Source organism: Exiguobacterium qingdaonense (assembly GCF_018617855.1).
Lineage (GTDB): Bacteria > Bacillota > Bacilli > Exiguobacteriales > Exiguobacteriaceae > Exiguobacterium > Exiguobacterium qingdaonense.
On the sequence record NZ_JACSKY010000008.1, the window covers coordinates 33,187 to 50,382 of the forward strand.

General features: G+C 49.3%; 14 protein-coding genes. 5 read left to right on the plus strand and 9 right to left on the minus strand.

The window, feature by feature from the left end; genetic code table 11:
* Positions 1 to 2: 2 nt before the first annotated feature.
* Genes KNP00_RS09895 through KNP00_RS09915 form a run of 5 tightly spaced genes read right to left on the minus strand, consistent with a single transcriptional unit; the run spans position 3 to position 4,634 of the window.
* On the minus strand, positions 3 to 1,049 hold the full coding sequence (locus tag KNP00_RS09895; RefSeq protein WP_215144719.1) for an EpsG family protein: 1,047 nt from the start codon (positions 1,047 to 1,049) through the stop codon (positions 3 to 5).
* A gap of 15 nt (positions 1,050 to 1,064) precedes the next feature.
* Positions 1,065 to 1,991, minus strand: a complete 927-nt coding sequence (locus KNP00_RS09900) for a glycosyltransferase family 2 protein (RefSeq protein WP_215144721.1) — start codon at positions 1,989 to 1,991, stop codon at positions 1,065 to 1,067.
* A complete protein-coding gene (locus KNP00_RS09905) occupies positions 1,988 to 3,202 on the minus strand; it encodes a glycosyltransferase (RefSeq protein ID WP_215144723.1) in 1,215 nt (404 codons plus the stop codon). The genes KNP00_RS09900 and KNP00_RS09905 overlap by 4 nt, the downstream gene beginning before the upstream one ends.
* Before the next feature lie 9 nt (positions 3,203 to 3,211).
* Complete coding sequence (locus KNP00_RS09910; RefSeq protein WP_215144725.1) at positions 3,212 to 3,910, minus strand: CpsD/CapB family tyrosine-protein kinase; 699 nt, start codon at positions 3,908 to 3,910, stop codon at positions 3,212 to 3,214.
* Positions 3,876 to 4,634 carry a YveK family protein gene (locus KNP00_RS09915; protein WP_215144727.1) on the minus strand — a complete coding sequence of 253 codons (759 nt, stop codon included), beginning with the start codon at positions 4,632 to 4,634 and terminating at the stop codon, positions 3,876 to 3,878. Before KNP00_RS09915 ends, KNP00_RS09910 begins: the two co-directional genes overlap by 35 nt.
* Before the next feature lie 445 nt (positions 4,635 to 5,079).
* Here KNP00_RS09915 and KNP00_RS09920 point away from each other — a divergent pair, with 445 nt between their 5' ends.
* From KNP00_RS09920 to KNP00_RS09940, 5 genes are read left to right on the plus strand one after another with little or no spacing between them, the layout of a single operon-like run.
* The gene (locus tag KNP00_RS09920; RefSeq protein ID WP_215144729.1) at positions 5,080 to 6,147 is read left to right on the plus strand and encodes a hypothetical protein; all 1,068 of its coding nucleotides are present in this window, start codon (positions 5,080 to 5,082) and stop codon (positions 6,145 to 6,147) included.
* Entirely contained in the window at positions 6,128 to 6,985 is an 858-nt protein-coding gene (locus KNP00_RS09925; RefSeq protein ID WP_215144731.1) for a GGDEF domain-containing protein, read from the plus strand. The genes KNP00_RS09920 and KNP00_RS09925 overlap by 20 nt, the downstream gene beginning before the upstream one ends.
* A complete protein-coding gene (locus tag KNP00_RS09930; RefSeq protein WP_215144733.1) occupies positions 6,975 to 8,666 on the plus strand; it encodes a DUF2334 domain-containing protein in 1,692 nt (563 codons plus the stop codon). Before KNP00_RS09925 ends, KNP00_RS09930 begins: the two co-directional genes overlap by 11 nt.
* Before the next feature lie 2 nt (positions 8,667 to 8,668).
* Positions 8,669 to 9,916, plus strand: coding sequence for a glycosyltransferase family 2 protein (locus KNP00_RS09935; RefSeq protein WP_215144735.1), 1,248 nt, complete (start codon positions 8,669 to 8,671; stop codon positions 9,914 to 9,916).
* Positions 9,917 to 9,929: 13 nt separating this feature from the next.
* Positions 9,930 to 11,966, plus strand: a complete 2,037-nt coding sequence (locus KNP00_RS09940; protein WP_215144737.1) for a cellulose biosynthesis cyclic di-GMP-binding regulatory protein BcsB — start codon at positions 9,930 to 9,932, stop codon at positions 11,964 to 11,966.
* Between the two features lie 324 nt (positions 11,967 to 12,290).
* Here KNP00_RS09940 and KNP00_RS09945 read toward each other — a convergent pair whose 3' ends face one another.
* The 4 genes from KNP00_RS09945 to KNP00_RS09960 all read right to left on the minus strand — a co-directional run bounded on the left by KNP00_RS09945 (position 12,291) and on the right by KNP00_RS09960 (position 17,184).
* The gene (locus KNP00_RS09945) at positions 12,291 to 13,253 is read right to left on the minus strand and encodes an aldose epimerase family protein (protein WP_215144739.1); all 963 of its coding nucleotides are present in this window, start codon (positions 13,251 to 13,253) and stop codon (positions 12,291 to 12,293) included.
* A gap of 65 nt (positions 13,254 to 13,318) precedes the next feature.
* Positions 13,319 to 14,011: an N-acetylmannosamine-6-phosphate 2-epimerase gene (locus KNP00_RS09950; RefSeq protein WP_215144741.1), complete on the minus strand. Its 693-nt coding sequence runs from the start codon at positions 14,009 to 14,011 to the stop codon at positions 13,319 to 13,321.
* Entirely contained in the window at positions 14,008 to 15,516 is a 1,509-nt protein-coding gene (locus tag KNP00_RS09955) for a DUF4127 family protein (protein WP_215144743.1), read from the minus strand. The genes KNP00_RS09950 and KNP00_RS09955 overlap by 4 nt, the downstream gene beginning before the upstream one ends.
* A 9-nt stretch (positions 15,517 to 15,525) precedes the next feature.
* On the minus strand, positions 15,526 to 17,184 hold the full coding sequence (locus tag KNP00_RS09960; protein WP_215144745.1) for an ROK family protein: 1,659 nt from the start codon (positions 17,182 to 17,184) through the stop codon (positions 15,526 to 15,528).
* Positions 17,185 to 17,196 lie beyond the last annotated feature (12 nt).

Genomic DNA, 17,196 nt, shown 5'->3' on the forward strand with positions numbered 1-17,196 from the left:
CTTTACCAAAAGAACGAATACACCGGGGCGTCTCGGATGAATAACAGACCGAGTAACAAGACCGCCGAATAATACACAATTAGCCGTTCGCGCCGTGCGAATGTGACGACAATCTCTGGAATCATGAGTAGTAAAAAGAGAGAAAAGTATTGGACGAGCCGCATCATGGACGGATTGATAAACGTCAAAGGCAAGAAGCACGCTGCGAGTAATAATGCATTGAAGAAATGAATCGCGGCGGGATTGTGTGCCAAAATATCCTCGCGTCGCCAAAGCGCAACAAGCAACACGGTGATTAACATCAAACTGAAGTTGACGGCGCCCGCCCCGTCCAAGGCGTTATACGTGTCATAACCGGACACTTGAACAAGTAGATCGAAAAAGGTGTTTCTAAACAGGAACAAGCCGATGATGACTCCGAACATCGTGATCAAATACGTTTTGGTCAGCTGTTTATTCGCCAAAAAATAGAATGGAAGAAAGATGAACGCCGATTTATGGATCGTCATGGCGACGAATACGACCAAGAGGAACCAGCCAAGTTTACGGGTACGGACGAAGTGATAGCCGATGAGTACGACGAGCGCGGTCGCAATCGTCTGGCGAAGTCCGGTGATGGCGAAAAACTCATAAAATAACACCGAGAAGAGAAGGAAACTGATGAGCGGTTCACTCGAATATTTATAGATGAAATAGCCGAGCGGGATCATGAAGATCAAGGCGACAATTACCAAATACGCTTGATAGTCCGTGATCACATATTGCAGGAGGCGTTGAAACAAGTAATAGCCCGGGTCCTCGCTCTCCGTAAACACGATTTCAAAGAAACGGTCGGTGAAAGCACCGAGCGGCAACGTTTGCGATTGAAGGAAGAGCGCCTTATATTGTGCGGTGTCATCCCCGACCGTGATATGCCGGAATCCGGACAAGACAATCCATTGAATCGTGGCGAACGAGACGAACCACCCTCGTCGACTCGAAATATCATGACGCATCAACAGCATCGCCCAACCGACCAACATCGCCATATTGATCAAATAGATTGTCATATCGCTTCCTCCTTTCTAACGATAAATGAGATTCGTCATCCCGCGATAAAGTGAGAGCAAGTTCGAAAATACGATCCCGTTCCATCGGAGAACACGATACTCGATCGGTCCGAAGTAACGACTCACGTCACGCGTCTCCAAATAGCGTTCCCGCACGTCCGTCGCATTCTCTTTGAACGTATGCTTCAAGATGATTGAAGTTAACTCTTCTCCGTTGTCGCGAAACTCGACGTCCTGCAGGAGCCGCTTCAAGTATCGGTCTGATTCCATTGTGGCCCGATGTGCAATCTTTTTCGTCTGTTGCTCGCCATGAATCCTTGAATAGACGAGTGGTTCGTCCATCACATAAAAGTCGAATCCGTCGAGCGTCAGTTCGACCCAACAGATCCAGTCTTGAATGAAGCGGTCCTCTAACGAAAAACGTCGGTGCGCGAACGCTTGTCGCGGAATCAAGAGTGCGCATCCGTTCAGTGTCGAAGATAAGAGCAAGTGACGAAACATGGCTTGACTCGGATAGAACCCCTTTACTTTACGTCTGACCCGTCGAATCGCCTCTCCCTTCTCGTCAATGAACGCCGTACCCGTGACGACAATCGTCTGATTCGCCGAGAGGTTCTGCTGACGCATCACATCGAGCTGTCGTTCCACTTTCGTCGGAGCGTACACGTCATCATGGCTGAGCCAAGAAAAATAATCCCCGGTCATCTCTTCGATGCCACGATTCAGTGCACTGGACACGCCCCCGTTCTCTTTTTCCACGTAACGAATCCGTTTGCCGTAGCTTTTCGCAATCGCCGCCGTCCGCCCCTCATCGTTCGAACCATCGTTGACGACGATCACTTCAATCGCCGGATGCGTTTGGGCCAAGGCGCTGTCGATACATGTTCGCAAATAGTCACTTCCGTTATAGACCGGGATAATGATGGATACGAGTGGTGTCATAGGACGTTCCTCACTTTCTCTGTTTGAAGCTCTTCATACACGTGGAGGTAATCTTCCGCTCGCTCGTGTAAATTGAACCGTTGACGTGCCTCGTTCGCACAAACGATTCGCGAAATCGAGGCGTGACGCAGGCGCTCGAGCCCGTCCGTCAAGTCAGCGATCGAGCGCGTCGCGACGACGACCCCCGTGCGTTCTGTCACGAGTTCTGGACTTGCCGTCGAATCAAGTACGAGGACAGGAGTTCCACAGGCGAGTGCCTCAGCCGTCACATTACCGAACGATTCTTCTTCTGACAGATTCAATAAAACATCCGCAGCTGCATAATAGGTTGCCAACTCCTGTGGGTCGTGTGTCTCTTCAATATGAACGATGTTCGGAGGCAAGGTCTGTTGCGTCGGCATATGACCGACCAACACGATTTGGTCGGACGGTCGAGCCTTGGCCAACTGAATAAAGGCAGTCAGCCCTTTCGCCTCCGTCCAATGACTTGCCACACCGAGAAGAATAGATTGTCCCGTCAACCCGAGCCGCCCCCGAAGAGCTGTCGCATCTTTTGGAATGAACGTCTTCAAGTCGACCCAGTTGTAAATGCGACGAATGATCGCGGCATGTTGGAGGATGGAGAAGTGGGCCTCTAGCGTGATCCAATCAGACACGCCGATCACAGCTAAACGCGGGATGGCACCGAACCATTTGCGCTTGTCTATCAACATGTCCTCTGTCCGGTCGAAAAACCAACTCGGGATATCTTCTTTCAGAAGTGGACACTGACCACATCCATCCTTCCAACGATCACATCCGACCGCTGTATAATGGGTACACTTTCCCGTGAACGCCCAACAATCATGAAGTGTCACAACGGTGGCGATATCTCGATTCGCCAAATAATCAAACAACGTTCGAAGGTGAAGGTAGTTGGCATGAAGATTATGAAGATGGACCACATCCGGTCGGAAACGATCCATGAACGCAATCAAATCGCTAGTAGACCGCTTCGACGAATAGCCTTGTCGTCCCGTCACCCGGGCGTGAAGCGCATGTCGTTTCGTCTCCCACGGCCGTCCGATGACGAAGCTCCTCTCTGAAACCGGTCCAACCGAATGGGCGATCCGTACATCGTGTCCTTTTGAGGCATGAACGGACGCGAGTTCTTTACACATGCGACCTGTGCTTCTCACTTCGTTGATGGCATTGATGTGTAGAATATTCATGATGACACCTCATTCGTATGCATAGTAGGTGTTCGTATCACGAGACGAACGTCTGTTGAGCACGAGTCCGAGAAGTTGCGACCCGGTCCGTTCGAGCTGTTCTTTCGCCTTCAGCACGAGTTGACGATCCGAGTTTTCACATCCGATTACGAGAATCGTCCCATCCGACACATTTGCCAACAGACGTGCATCGGCGACGTGCATCATCGGTGGCGTGTCGACGATGACGATGTCAAATTGATTGCGCAAATCACCGAGAAGATCGGTCATGCGCTCGGATGCGATCAGTTCGGTCGGATTCGGTGGAATCGGCCCGGCCGCGAGCAAGCTTAGTCGAGGGATATCCGTTTTTTGAAGGGCGTGCTCAAGCGTGACGCGACCTGCCAATACGGTCGATAAGCCGGCGTGCGCTGACAGTTGAAACGTCTGATGTGCGGTCGGTTTACGCATGTCACAATCAATGAGGACGACACTTTTACCAAGTTGCGCATAGACGACCCCTAAGTTTGCGGCGGTCGTCGACTTCCCTTCTCCAGAGGAGGCAGAGGTGATGGTGATCATCTGTAACTTATGTCCGACAGAGGTGAATTCCAGGTTGGTCCGAATCGTCCGATATTGCTCGGAGATTGGTGACCTCGGGTTTACTAGCGTAACGAGGTCCCGCTTTTTATAATCAAGACGATTGGCGTTCTTTTTTCGAAGAAACATGCGAAACGCCTCCTTTCACTTGGGGTGTCGTTTCTTTTGAATTTTTCGTTTTCAAGTCACGTCGTTCAATCGTTGGAATCGATCCGATGACCGGCAAGTCAAGTAACCGTTCCGCTTCCTGCTCGTTTCGGATCCGCTTATCAAAGACGTGGCGCAACAGACCGATGAAGCCGCCTAACAAAAACCCAGCGAATAGACCGACTGCTGTGTTTAACAAAACGTTTGGTGAAATCGGTGCACCTGGAACTTCGGCAGGCGAGAGGATTCGAACGTTGTCGATATTCATCAAATCCGGGATTTCGGCGACGAACACCTCGCTGATCACGTTCGCCGTTTCGGCTGCCACGACCGGGTCGTTTGCGGTGACGAATACGTTGATGACTTGTGACTCTTCTTCACTCTCTACGGTGAGTGCATCAGAAAGTGGGTCCGGTGCGTTCGGCACCTGTTCCTTCACTTTTTCAAGGACAGCCGGGCTTTTCATAATGACGCGATACGTATTGACGAGCGAGAGCGACGAGAGTACTTCTGAACTGTCTACACGGTTCCCTTCTTGTTGTGTCACGAGTAGCACTTGTGTGGACGCCTCATACTTTGGCTGAATGAATGCAGTGCTCACGTAGTAAGCGAGGAGTCCGACGAGCACCATACTCACGAACAACATCCACCTACTCTTCTTGAGCACCTCTACGAGATCGCCCACGATCGTCGTCTGTTCTTTCATTTTGATTTCCTCCCTATAGACAGATTGAATAGGCGCAGGTTAACTGTAATACCTTCTTACCCCCTTCCTCTTCATAATTGAGAAGAAGGCTTTATCATTTTTTCGCAACATCATGTCATGATGCCGTTCCGCTTTCTTCTTTTTCGTTGTAGTCACGAAGCTTTAGGAAATCATGCATGATTTCATTGATAAAAACAGATTCTTTATTGTCTGTTCCTTTACAGTTCGGTAGCATAATGAATAAGCATCATTTTCTCGACAAACGTTCGAGTCACACACGGATTGCAAGGAATAATTTTATCCAAAAATTACATTTTGTTAAATTTTTATTAACAAAAATAACCTAATTAACCTAAAGTGAAGAAAAAATGTATAAATATAATGTTTTTTCGGGTATTTCTTATTTATAGGTGTTTGAAAACCATCATTTTCTAAGGGGGAACCTATGCGACACCTTATCTTTCTCTCGCTCTCTTTTCTGTCTTTGTTGTACGGATGTTCAAACGAAGAACCTGAACCTCCTAAAGAGTACACGAGTGAGTTTCCGACAGAATCGTTCGTCCGAGAGCACTTACTAACTGAAAAAGGTCTAATCCAGACGAATGTGACCGATCGCGACCATGAGTTTTTATCTGAGTCACTCGGACTCTATTTGCTCTTTTTAGTCGAACGCAAGCGAGCGGACGAGTTTGCTGCACAAGTCGACGTACTCACGGAATATTTTTTGCACGCATCTGATTTAGTCAGCTGGCGACTAGAAGGGACGAACGACGAACTGACACCAAGTCCAGCGAATGCCTGGATCGATGATGCTCGAATTGTCCACGCCCTATATGAAGCAGGGGAAACGTTTGACGAACCTTCTTATTTTGAGTTGGCCGAACGAATTGCCGCCCCGCTCACTTCAACCGGGGTAAAAGACGGACTCCCCGTTGACTTTGTCGATTTGGCGACAAGCGCGAAAGGAGACGTTTTGACTTTGAGCTACTTAGATGAGGACGCCCTACGCCATATGGCCGTGGACGATTTGTACGAGAACAGCAAGCGATTATTGAAAAATGCGCCATTGAGCGAACCGTTCTTCGCAAAATCGTACGTCATCTCGACACAGACGTACCAATTCGATGAAGAGATCAATATGATCGATCAACTGTATGTCGCCTTACGTTATGAACAGTTCGGGTTATCGACCGAACCGTTTTATTCTTTCTTTAAAGAGACGTTCAATGACGGGATTGTCTATGGGCGCTATGACCGCGACTCGAAAGAACCGACTGTCAACTTTGAGTCTCAAGCAGTCTACGCGTTGGCAATCTTTTATCTACTCGAGCGTGATGAACGGGACTTCGCAGAGCGCGTGATGAATCGACTCACCTCATCGATGGTCTCGGACTCATCATCTGATTACTATGGCGGGTATGTTGATGTAGGAACGAAAGAGACTCATGCTTTCGATAATTTACTACCTTTATTGGCAGAGGGGGGACTAATCGATGGATATCTCGTTCCGTAAAACGAGTTTGTTCAGTTTACAGGTCGGATTGTTGCTAGTCGCTGTCACCTTGTTCATTTTATATATGCCAAACTTAGGAAGTGTCACGACCGAGGGCATACTGTTGATTGCTTTGGCAGTCTTCATCAGTCTGTTTATAGGATTACGGGCAGGCTTACTCACAGCGTTATTGATTTTGTTTTTGTTCGGAAGTTTATACTTCTGGAACTTGTTCTTTCGACCGTCCGATCAACTGTTTTTATTTTCAGAGGCCACTCTCTTTTATTTCGGGCTATGGTTAATCGGCCTTGTCATCTTGAGCGGCGGCGTATATGAACGAATTCTTCAATTGAATCAGATGAACTTGTCCTTACAAGAAAAAGTAAAACGCCTCGTATCAATCGACGACGAGACGGGACTCGACAATGAAGAGCGGTTCGAGCTCGAACTCCAATTGGAGATTGACCGTACGAACCGTCACGGAGAGTCTTTCACCGTTCTACTCTATCAAATCGATTACTTTACTGAATTTAAACGCCTCTATGGGAATGAAGAAGCAGACCGCTTCTTGACCTTCTTCAGCGAACGTCTCCATGATTCGACACGAACGACGGACAAAAAATTCCGTCTGTCCACGGAAGAGTTCGCACTCATCTTACCGTATGCTTCAGAAGCAGATATGACCATCATTTTAAATCGCTTTCGACAAATGATCGGAGACTACGACCTGTCGAATGGGAAAACGGTATCTTTCACGAACCATATCGCCCACTACACCGTCACAAAAGAAGCAAAAATCGAATCGCCGGATGACGTCCTCGGATTATTAAGAAATGAGTTGAAAAGCTATGCGTTATAAAACGATTATGCTCATCCTATTTCTACTCTGTATACCGTATGAATCACATGCAGAAGAACAAAACGTGACAATCATCTACAGTTCTAAATCGAATGATGTCCCGCCTGAAGTCTACATGTTAGATGCGCTCGTCTCTCATTTTTCAGACAACGTCGATATTCTTCGCGACACGGAAGTTTCACCCGATTCGCTCGAGGAAACAACCCACTTGTTTTATTTCGGAGTGAATCCTGCGACAATCCCGGAATCGACCCGTGATCAAATCAATCAGTCGGAATCTCCGGTGTATGGGGTCGGGTATAACGTGAATCAGCTCGAAGCCTTTGACGAGTTGAATCTGATGACGAGACAAGGGGTCTCTAAGTTCCATCAAGCGCGGACTGATCAATCGCTGACTTTCGACTTGGCTGACACGATTTTATCAGTGGACGGCTCGTCTTCGGTCGTCCACGCCGACTCGATTCATCAGGGCGAACGACATCCGGTCATCGTGCAAACAGACCGACATTTTTATTCAGGGATTTACAACCTGTTAAACCGTTCCTCTCTCTTTGTAGCTGACAGTCTCTTTGATTTCTTTCAGGTCAATCCAGTCGGTGAGCATGTAGGATATCTTCGATTAGAAGACATCAATCCGAGCACGGACCCAAAGCTTCTTGAGGAAGTGGGAAATTATTTGTTAGACCGTAACGTCCCCATCCTTTTGGCTGTCATTACTGTGTATGTCGAACCTGAAAGTAATCAACATGTTCACTATATCGACCGTCCTCAGTTACTAGACGTCATTCGACGACTTGAAGACCGCGGTGCGACCGTCCTCTCTCACGGCTACACCCATCAGTATCGCTCGTCCGAGACAGGAGAAGGCTTTGAGTTTTGGGATGTCGAGAACAATCAACCCGTTCTCGTCCCTTCAAACGAAACACCTCCACTTTTGAAAAAACGTGACGTGTTTAGTAACGAGCAAGACTACGATGAGTATATCGAAACACAGTTAGAGGGCGAGACGTCTTACATTCAATCAAAATTGACGAACTCGATTCATGAACTCGTCTCGCTCGACCTCGAACCTCTAGGTTTTGAGGCACCTCATTATACGATGTCGCATTCTGGCTATTCGTTAACCTCAAAGTACTTCTCCAATATATTCGGACAAGTACAGTTTAGTAACACCAATTGGGAAGTCATGGGTGCTCCTCCCTATATCGCAAAACCGTCTCTTCTCGGTGGGATGACTCTCTACCCAGAGACGATCGGGTATATTCGAACCGACCTTCCAAGGCCGGTCGACGAAATGCGTCGTGCGCGTGACGAACTGATGATTGTCCGTGACTCGATGATTGGTGGTTTTTATCACCCTTATCTCGGGACAGAACATATATCGGACCTCATCGACATGATGGAGTCCACTCCCGGCTTCCGCTGGCTTGATTTACGCGAACAAACGGAATGGGTCCGTACGGAAGAGGTCTCGATCACAGCCACAAACGGTGCAATCACTATGCAAGATGAACGCTCTCGCGTCATGAGTCAGTTGAGCTTGTACGCACCGACCTCATTTCTTGAACGGGCGCTCTTGGTCCTCGCCCTCATCACGTTCATCGCTGTTCTCACATTTTTGTTGTATACGTTCTACCTACGTGGACAGCGCAAAAAACGATTATTTAAGGAGCGTGGATAGTCATGGCAAACCTGTTGTTCCTATTTTCGCTCGTCATGATTTGGACGATGCTTCTCTATCACATGTTTTTAATGCAAGGTGGTTTTTGGCATTACATGACATTTCGTGACCCGATCCCGGAATGGTCGAAGAAGATGACGGACTTGCCGAAAGTTTCGGTCCTGATTCCCGCCCACAATGAAGCCGTCGTCGTCGCCGCCACGTTACGGGCAATGTCCCGCATCAACTATCCGCACGATAAACTCGAAGTCATTTTGATCAATGACAACTCATCGGACCGTACGGGTGAAATCGCCCAAACGTTCGCGGACAAGTTTTCGTTCATCCATGTCGTTCAAACAACGCCCGACTACGCAGGGAAAGGCAAGTCCTCCGCTTTGAACTACGGATTGACCCAATCGACCGGGGACGTACTCGTCGTATACGATGCAGATAACACGCCTGAAAAAGATAGTGTCTATCATCTCGTGATGGGGCTCGTCAACGACACGGGCGCGGGGGCCGTCGTCGGAAAATTTCGTGTGACGAATGCATACGAGACGCTGCTCACTCGCTTCATCAATATCGAGACGATTTGTTTTCAATGGATGGCGCAGGCAGGCAGATGGAAATGGTTCAACATCGCCACCATCCCTGGGACAAACTTCGCCATTCGCCGGTCGATCATCGAAGAACTCGGAGGGTGGGACGAAGCGGCACTCGCCGAGGACACTGAACTGACGATTCGCGTATATGAACTCGGTTGGCATATTCGCTTCTTCCCTGCAGCCATCACTTGGGAACAAGAACCACAGACGCTGAAAGTATGGTGGAAACAACGAACTCGATGGGCGCGCGGGAATCAATACGTCGTCCTTAAATTCATGCGTCAGCTGTTCTCGTTGAAGCGAAAAAAAATCGTCTTCGACATCATTTACTTTTTCTTCACCTACTTCTTGTTTTTCTTCGGGGTCATCCTATCGAACAGTTTGTTTGTCATCAATTTGTTTGTCGATATCGGCCTCGAGGTCGGAAACATCACCTTGATTTTATGGGTTCTTGCATTTCTTCTCTTTGTGACCGAAGTATTTGTGACACTTAGTATCGAGCGGTCTGAATTCAACATTCCAAACTTCTTCACCGTCATCCTGATGTACTTCACGTACAGCCAGTTATGGATCATACTCGTCATCTACTCGCTTTATCTTGAAATCAAACGCGTCTTGTTCAATCAAGAAGTGAGATGGTACAAAACAGACCGATTCGAATGAAGGAGAGGATATTATGAAAAAAATCACACTTTACTTATTGACCGTATTCTTCGTTTTCTCGACGGTTTCAGTACAAGCTGCAACAGAGATTCGCTCCCCGTTGCCCATCGATTCGGCAAGCGATGCCGGAGATCGATTATTGACGACCGGGGATGATGTGTTGCCTGGCGAGACGTCTTCTCGAACATACACATATACCATGCTTGGAGACGAGGAAGCGGATTCCTCAAAATACGTGTCCGTCGACTGGGCCCACTCTGAGCTGTTAATCCCCCCGTCGGCGCTCACCATCGACATCGATGGTGAACCACTTAAATCAATCGCATTATCCAAGGAGTCCTCGCAAGGTAACGTACGTGTACCACTTCAAGACGAGCACTTGACGAAAGGGACACATGAAGTCACCGTGCGCTTCACGGGCGTGATTGAAGGGCGCATGTGTGATACCGGAAACACATCGGGAAGTTGGCTGACGGTCCTTCCATCAAGCTTTCTTTCAATCGGAAGCAAAGTCGAACTCGCCTTAAACGATTACCCGAATCCCTTTATTCAAACGACCAACCAGAAGTTGACAATCGTACTCCCGGACTCACCGGACACGATGTCTTTAGAAGCGGGACTTCTTCTGTTCCGACAGCTACAAGGGGACGCAGCCAACCCAAATAACGTATCGCTTCAATATGAAGGACAATTGAAAACATTGGATGGACGGTACGTGTTCGTCGGTCAGACGGATTCGTTCACCGGTCCCGTCCAAACGTTAATTGAGGAACTAGAGACCCTCCCTGAAGGTGAGGATGTCTTGTTTGAGCAAGCTCGAATCGTCAGCGACGATACGGCCGTCGATGCGATGTTCGTCCTCGCAGAAGACGCGGCTTCCTTCGAAGGGACGGTGGACCATCTTCTCATCACGACGCAGCGGCAACAGCTGAACGGAAGTCAACTCGCCCTATCAAGTGCACCTTCCGTTCAAAAAAGTGGTGACACGATTGATTTACGTACACTCGGAGCCTCTGACTTCATGTTGAGCGGGACCCAAGCTGTCAGTCAAAACTATTTCTATCCGTTGCCCGTCATCGATCGGCAGTCTACCGTCGAGATGGATGTCCGTTTCAAGACATCGGCGTACGTAACGTCTGAAGAGAACAATGACGCGTCTCCGGAATTGATTGCATGGGTGAACGGCACCCCGCACTCCATCCCGCTCTCGCCTTTAGAGGACGATCAAGAATGGCAACAACATACGATTCAAGTCGATGCATCAACACTTCAAAAAGATACGTTTTTAGATGTGTCGTTTGAAGCGAACGGTCTCCGTTCTGAAGCACCGTGTAACGATAGTGACTTAGATCGCTGGATCTTCATCTCAAGCGACAGTCAGTTGACGTTGCCACAAGGGAGTGGGCAAGCAAATAACGAAGTGTTCTCGAACATGGCCAGTTTGTTCTCGACTGACCCTGGCGTCGTGTTCGTCATCCCAGATGAGTCGAATGCTCAAACTTTGCAAAATATGACCGGTGTGATGAGTGGCCTACCGGTCACCCCTTTGACGCAACAAGTCGAGTTCATTCGGGCTAAAGACGTGACCGAGGAGGCGGTCTCTAACCGCTCGATCATCTATATCGGAGATCCGGAGCAAAGTCCGCTCTTTAACGAGCAGAAAGAGGACTGGCTCGTCACAAAAGACAATCAAGTGGATTTATCGCAGTATGGATTCGTTCCGGAGACGTCCTCTGAATATGCGTGGATTCAGCCCTCTCCATGGAACACAGAAAAAGCGATGATCGTCGTGTCAACGACTGATACGATTGATTCGTCCCTCATCCAAACGCTCGCTTTTCCGAATGAGGCGTTTAGTGTCGCAGTCAAAAACCAAAACGGTGCCATCTTCACAAATAGCGCCAGCATCCAAAATGAGCAATCAGAAGGGGATGACACGTCAAACGAGTCTACCTCCATGAACTCGGCATGGTATTTCGTCGGATTCATCGTATTGATTGCCGTCATTGGCGCAATATTGCTCTATCTACGTCGCAACAAAAAGAAATAACCGACGTGTCTATGCGCTTGAAGAGCTAGATTAACTCACATCTGCTTGTCGAAGAGGGCCGGTAAAATTCAACATGACCTTGAACAGAGGAGCGTCATCCCGAAAAGATGGCGCTCCTCTGTTTTCCTTTCCGTGAACAATATGCACATAGCGGGTCTGATACTGCATCAATATAAGTAACGGGATTGGGGTGATTCCATCCCGTTACGAACCTATACAATAGTCGGTCATACGAAAAGAGTCGGAAATGAGCTAACGCATCCTCATGCTCCACTACTCCATCACCTCAAAAAAATCCATCACACTCTCGCGTGATGGATTCATTCATTCTACCCCGAATCGATACACCGTCCGCGAGTGATACAACTCACCCGGCTTCAGTTCGATCGAGGTCGCGATGTCTGGATGGTTCGGGGCGTCCGGGAACGCCTGCGCCTCGAGACAAATCGCGCTATGTTTTTGTCGGCCGTCAAGCGTCACTGGCGTCTCTTCACTGAGGAAGTTGCCCGTATAGACGACCATGACGGGTTGGTTCGTCTCGACCGTCATCGTCCGTCCGCTCACCGGGTCATGCAATCGGGTTGGTTCGTCCTTCAAGATGAACGGATGATCAAGTCCATCGGCTTTTTTAATCGCCTCGTCTCCCGATTCGAGCGCTTCTCGAACCGCTTTTCCGAACCGAAAATCAAACGGCGTCCCGCTCACGTCTCGCAACTCTCCTGTCGGCAGCGACTCTGCATCGAGCACCCCGACCGAATCGGCTGGTAGCGTCAGCTCATGATCGTGGATGGTCGGGCGTCCCCCGAGATTGAAGTAGTTGTGATGGTTCAGGTTGACCCATGTCAATTCGTCCGTCTCCGCTGTCATCGTGACAATCAGCTCATTATCATCTGTCAGTTCATAAATCACTTTGAAGAAGACGTTTCCCGGATACCCCTCCTCCCCGCTCGGACTCATATAGGTAAACTGAATACAACGCTCCTCAGCATCCATCTCCCAGTAACGGGCCGTGATACCTTCGTCTCCACCGTGGATATGATGAGGCGCCTCGCTTGGGGTCAAGGCGACACCATCAATCTCCGCGTTTCGAATGCGTCCGGCGATCCGCCCGACGATAGATCCGAGATAGATCGGGTTTTCTAAGTATTGAGAGACGTCCCCGTACTTTAAAATGACCGATTCGAGATTGCCGTCTCGGTCCGGGGCCGTCAGTTCCGTCATCGCACAGCCATAGTCGATGGCGGATAGTGACATGCCATTGCTATTTTGAATTGTTGCTTGTTTCATCCCATCACCCATTCTATGAAGTCGTTCAGTATTGATTCCCTCAATTTGAACAACTCACACTTCCGTTACCTCGGTGACAGGTTGTGAATCCCCTCGACAAATCGCTTCGCAATCTGTTGGGGTCTTGTGATGGCGCCACCGACGACGACCGCATACGCCCCGATTTCAAGCACTCTTCGTGCATGCTCTGGTGTGATCACATTCCCTTCCGCAATGACCGGAATCGATACGATTTGCACCATCTCCCTCAAGAACTGAAAGTCACCTTCATACACTTTCTTGCCCGCCGTCTCTGCCGTATACCCGTAGAGCGTCGGTGCGACGACATCGAAACCTAGTCGTTCAGCGCGAACCGCATCTTCGAGTCTGGCACAATCGGCCATGAAGCGTTGATTCGGATACTTCTCTTTTAACAGCGGAAACAACGTGGCAATCGTCGACCCGTCCGGACGCTCTCGATGTGTCGCATCGAGCGCAATCAAATCGACGCCTGCCGATACGAGCGCATCGACCTCATCCATCGTCGGTGTGATATATACATCGGAGCCTTCGTACTCGCGTTTGATGATTCCGATGACGGGTAAATCAACGACAGATCGAATCGCTTGAATATCTTCGATGCCGTTCGCACGAATCCCACTCGCCCCACCTTCTTTTGCAGCGATGGCCATGCGAGCCATAATGGCGGAGCCGTGGAGCGGTTCATCCGGGAGTGCCTGACAGGACACAATCAACTGGTTTCTCAATTGTTCAATCATCGGGTTGTTCCTCCAAACTCTAATCGACATTCAAACATGCGATTCCAAGGTGCAGATGTGTGGAATGTCCATGCTTCTTTGAATGCGTGACGAATCACGTGTCGCCCGACCTCCGTCATCAAGGAGTCACGCTCTCGCGAAATGGCTTCTGCCTGGTCATTTAAATCAAAATAGTTGGCCCCATACTCTGGTAACACCGCATCCGTCATCGCCATGCGAACCTTCGCCTGATAGACAAAATCATCAAGCAAATGATAGAGAACGTTCGCACGAATCCGCTCCCGGTCTCCGACTTTTGCAAACACACCTTGCGCAAGCGTCGTCCCGAGCGTGTTCCCGTTCGTATTCCAGCCTTTGTAAGAGTCTAACTTTTCGAGAAGGTTGCAGTCATCCATCCACATGATCAGCTCTTGATCGCCACCATTGGCATAGGCACTGTCAGCGACGATGACTCGTTTCCCTTGTGCGAGCGCGTCCCCCATCTTCGTGACGAACTGACGCATGTGACGAAAACTCGTATACGTCACGTCGCGCTTGTGCTGATCCCACGATTCCTGCATCGTTCGCCCCGGGACGTTGTAGGCGAGAACGAGGTCGGCGTCTTCCATCGTTTCCACGAGTTGTAATCCGACTGCGTCAAGGTGGGCATACATGCTTTCCACGAACGGACGATCTTCATACATCGGAATCAAGGTGGGGCCGAGCGCACTACTCCAAATCGGATATACGCGAAGTCGTGTCCCTTGCTGGTCTAAAAAGGCTCGGGCAACCATGGTGGCTCCCACTTCATCTGCTCCCGGATACATGTGAACGTTCGTCAGCACGCGTCTTTCTTGAATTTGTCGTAACACGTTTGTCTGGTCAATCGATGTGTAGCCATACTCAGCACTGTCATCCTGTGGAATGAACAGGCGCTCGATGACACCTTCCTCGACGAGCTGAATCATCGCTTCGTTAATCGACCGATTGAATGCACGTCTCGTCTCATAATCGATTACGTATTCTGTCGGAATCAATTCGTTCAAATATGCGAGTTCATCTCGTTCTTCTTCAATCAACCCGTCCCGTCCTTCTCTATCGTGTAACCAGGAACGGCGATAGATGTCGGCTCCGAATCGACCGTAATAGTCAGGTTCTTCATCATCCGAGCTATACTTCGGTGTGCGCATGATCATCGTCGCGACATAAATCGGTGCCTTCGTCTCCTTTCGGAGCGTCCGCATCCACTCGATAAAAACGTCACCGTCTCCTTCCGTCATATGATGCAACCGTGAAGGCAACAACCCACCATAGCACAGCATGTCCGCGCTAAGGACGAGAGCGTCGCAATCTTTGACGCGGCGTACCCACTCTCGCATCCCCATTTTGTCGGCAGCTTGTTTTTTATATCCATACAATTGTTCGGGTGGCGTGAGCAGCTCGACTTCGTCGGTCACCCCGACAATCCGCTTCACCACGTCGACGTTGCATGGGCGTTCATCGATCGGTACATATACAATCTTCATCGTCCCACCTCAAACCGTCTCACCACTCGGCTCTTCCGTCCGAACGGTGTGCGTGATGACATCTAATAGATAAAATAGGGCCACTTCACGAATCGACGTGACATCCGCGTTTTCCGTTGAAGCGACAGTCAATCGAACGTCTGACACGGAAAAGAGTGGTGAGTCACTCTGGGTCGACAGTCCGACGGTGACGGCACCGATTCGTTTCGCATTCGTCAACCCGTCGATGACTTCTTCACTATAACCGTCGCGACTTAGCCCGATGACGAGCGTCTCTGGACGAATCGCCCGTTTCGATAGTTGAATCGCTTGCGCTCCTGAGAACATGTCCGTCATCACACCGAACTCTAACAACTTCATTTTGATCGCAGGTAAAAGTGGTGACCATTCATCCGTCGCGTATAAGACGACCTGATTCGTCGACCCGAGCACTTCTTTCAGTCGAAGCATCGCCTTTTGATCGTACAGTGACTCGGACTTCTTCATCATCATGAAGTACGCTTCATTGATTTCATCAAGTCCATCGATATTCGAAGGACCGTAGTAGCGATTGCTGACAGTCGCTTCTTTAGCAAGTAAGCGCAGCTTGTTATACGACCCGAACTCAAGTTTCTGACAAAAACGGGTGATCGTCGCTTCTGACACGTTAATTTGGCGAGACATCTCGGTGATCGTCTTGTTCGGCACCGCTTCGAGGTTTTGGATGATGAAATCGGCGACGAGCTGCTCGCGCTTCGTGAAGCGATGATGGTTTGATTCGATGATTGTCGTGATGCTCCGGAGTGGACGCATCGATTCCTGTAGCAAGAAGTGACGAAGCGCCCCGATCATGCCGGCGTTGTTCAAGTTTCGGGCAATCTCGATCGTCGTCTTCTCCAAAATGGCCGGAATGATGTCGGCAGCGAGTTGCTTCATGATGCGAGGGTACAAATACTCTTTTTGTGCCGTGATCCCGCCACCGATGATGATTTTCTCAGGGTTCATCATATACGTCACCGTAGCAATTCCTTTAGACAAATAGTAAACGAGGCGGTCAATTTCTTCGATGGCGATTGCGTTCCCTGCATGTGCCATCTCGAACACGTCTTTCCCATTCAGTCCAGACTGTTCCGTTCTCGCCTCGACACGCTCGATCAGGACACGAGTCGATGCCAATTCTTCGAACGCATATCCTTCGATTGGGATATAACCGATTTCGCCTCCGCTGAAGCTATGCCCTGTATGGAGTTTGTTGTCGAGAATGTAACTACCGCCGATCCCTGTCCCGATTGTCAGACAGAATAAGCTCTTGGCTCCCTTGCCGCTCCCAATCCATGATTCGGCTAGCCCTGCGCAGTTCACATCGTTCTCGACCTCGACCGGCAAACCAAACGTCGCCTCTAACGTTTCTTTTAAACGAGTTCCTGTATATTCTGGGATTAACTTCGAGGCATAGACGACGACCCCTTCTTTCGAATCGACTTGACCTGCCGTCGAGATGCAGATCCCTTGCACGTCGTGTCGTGTCTGCAAATCACGGATGAACCCCGTCACTTTCTCTAAAATATGAGCCCCGCCCTGATTGGCTTCGGTCATGCTTTCATGCTTTTCGATAAAAATCGCATCTTCCGTCAACACACCGTACTTGATAAACGACCCGCCAATGTCGAGCGCTACGAATTTTCTCATCTTTGTCACCTT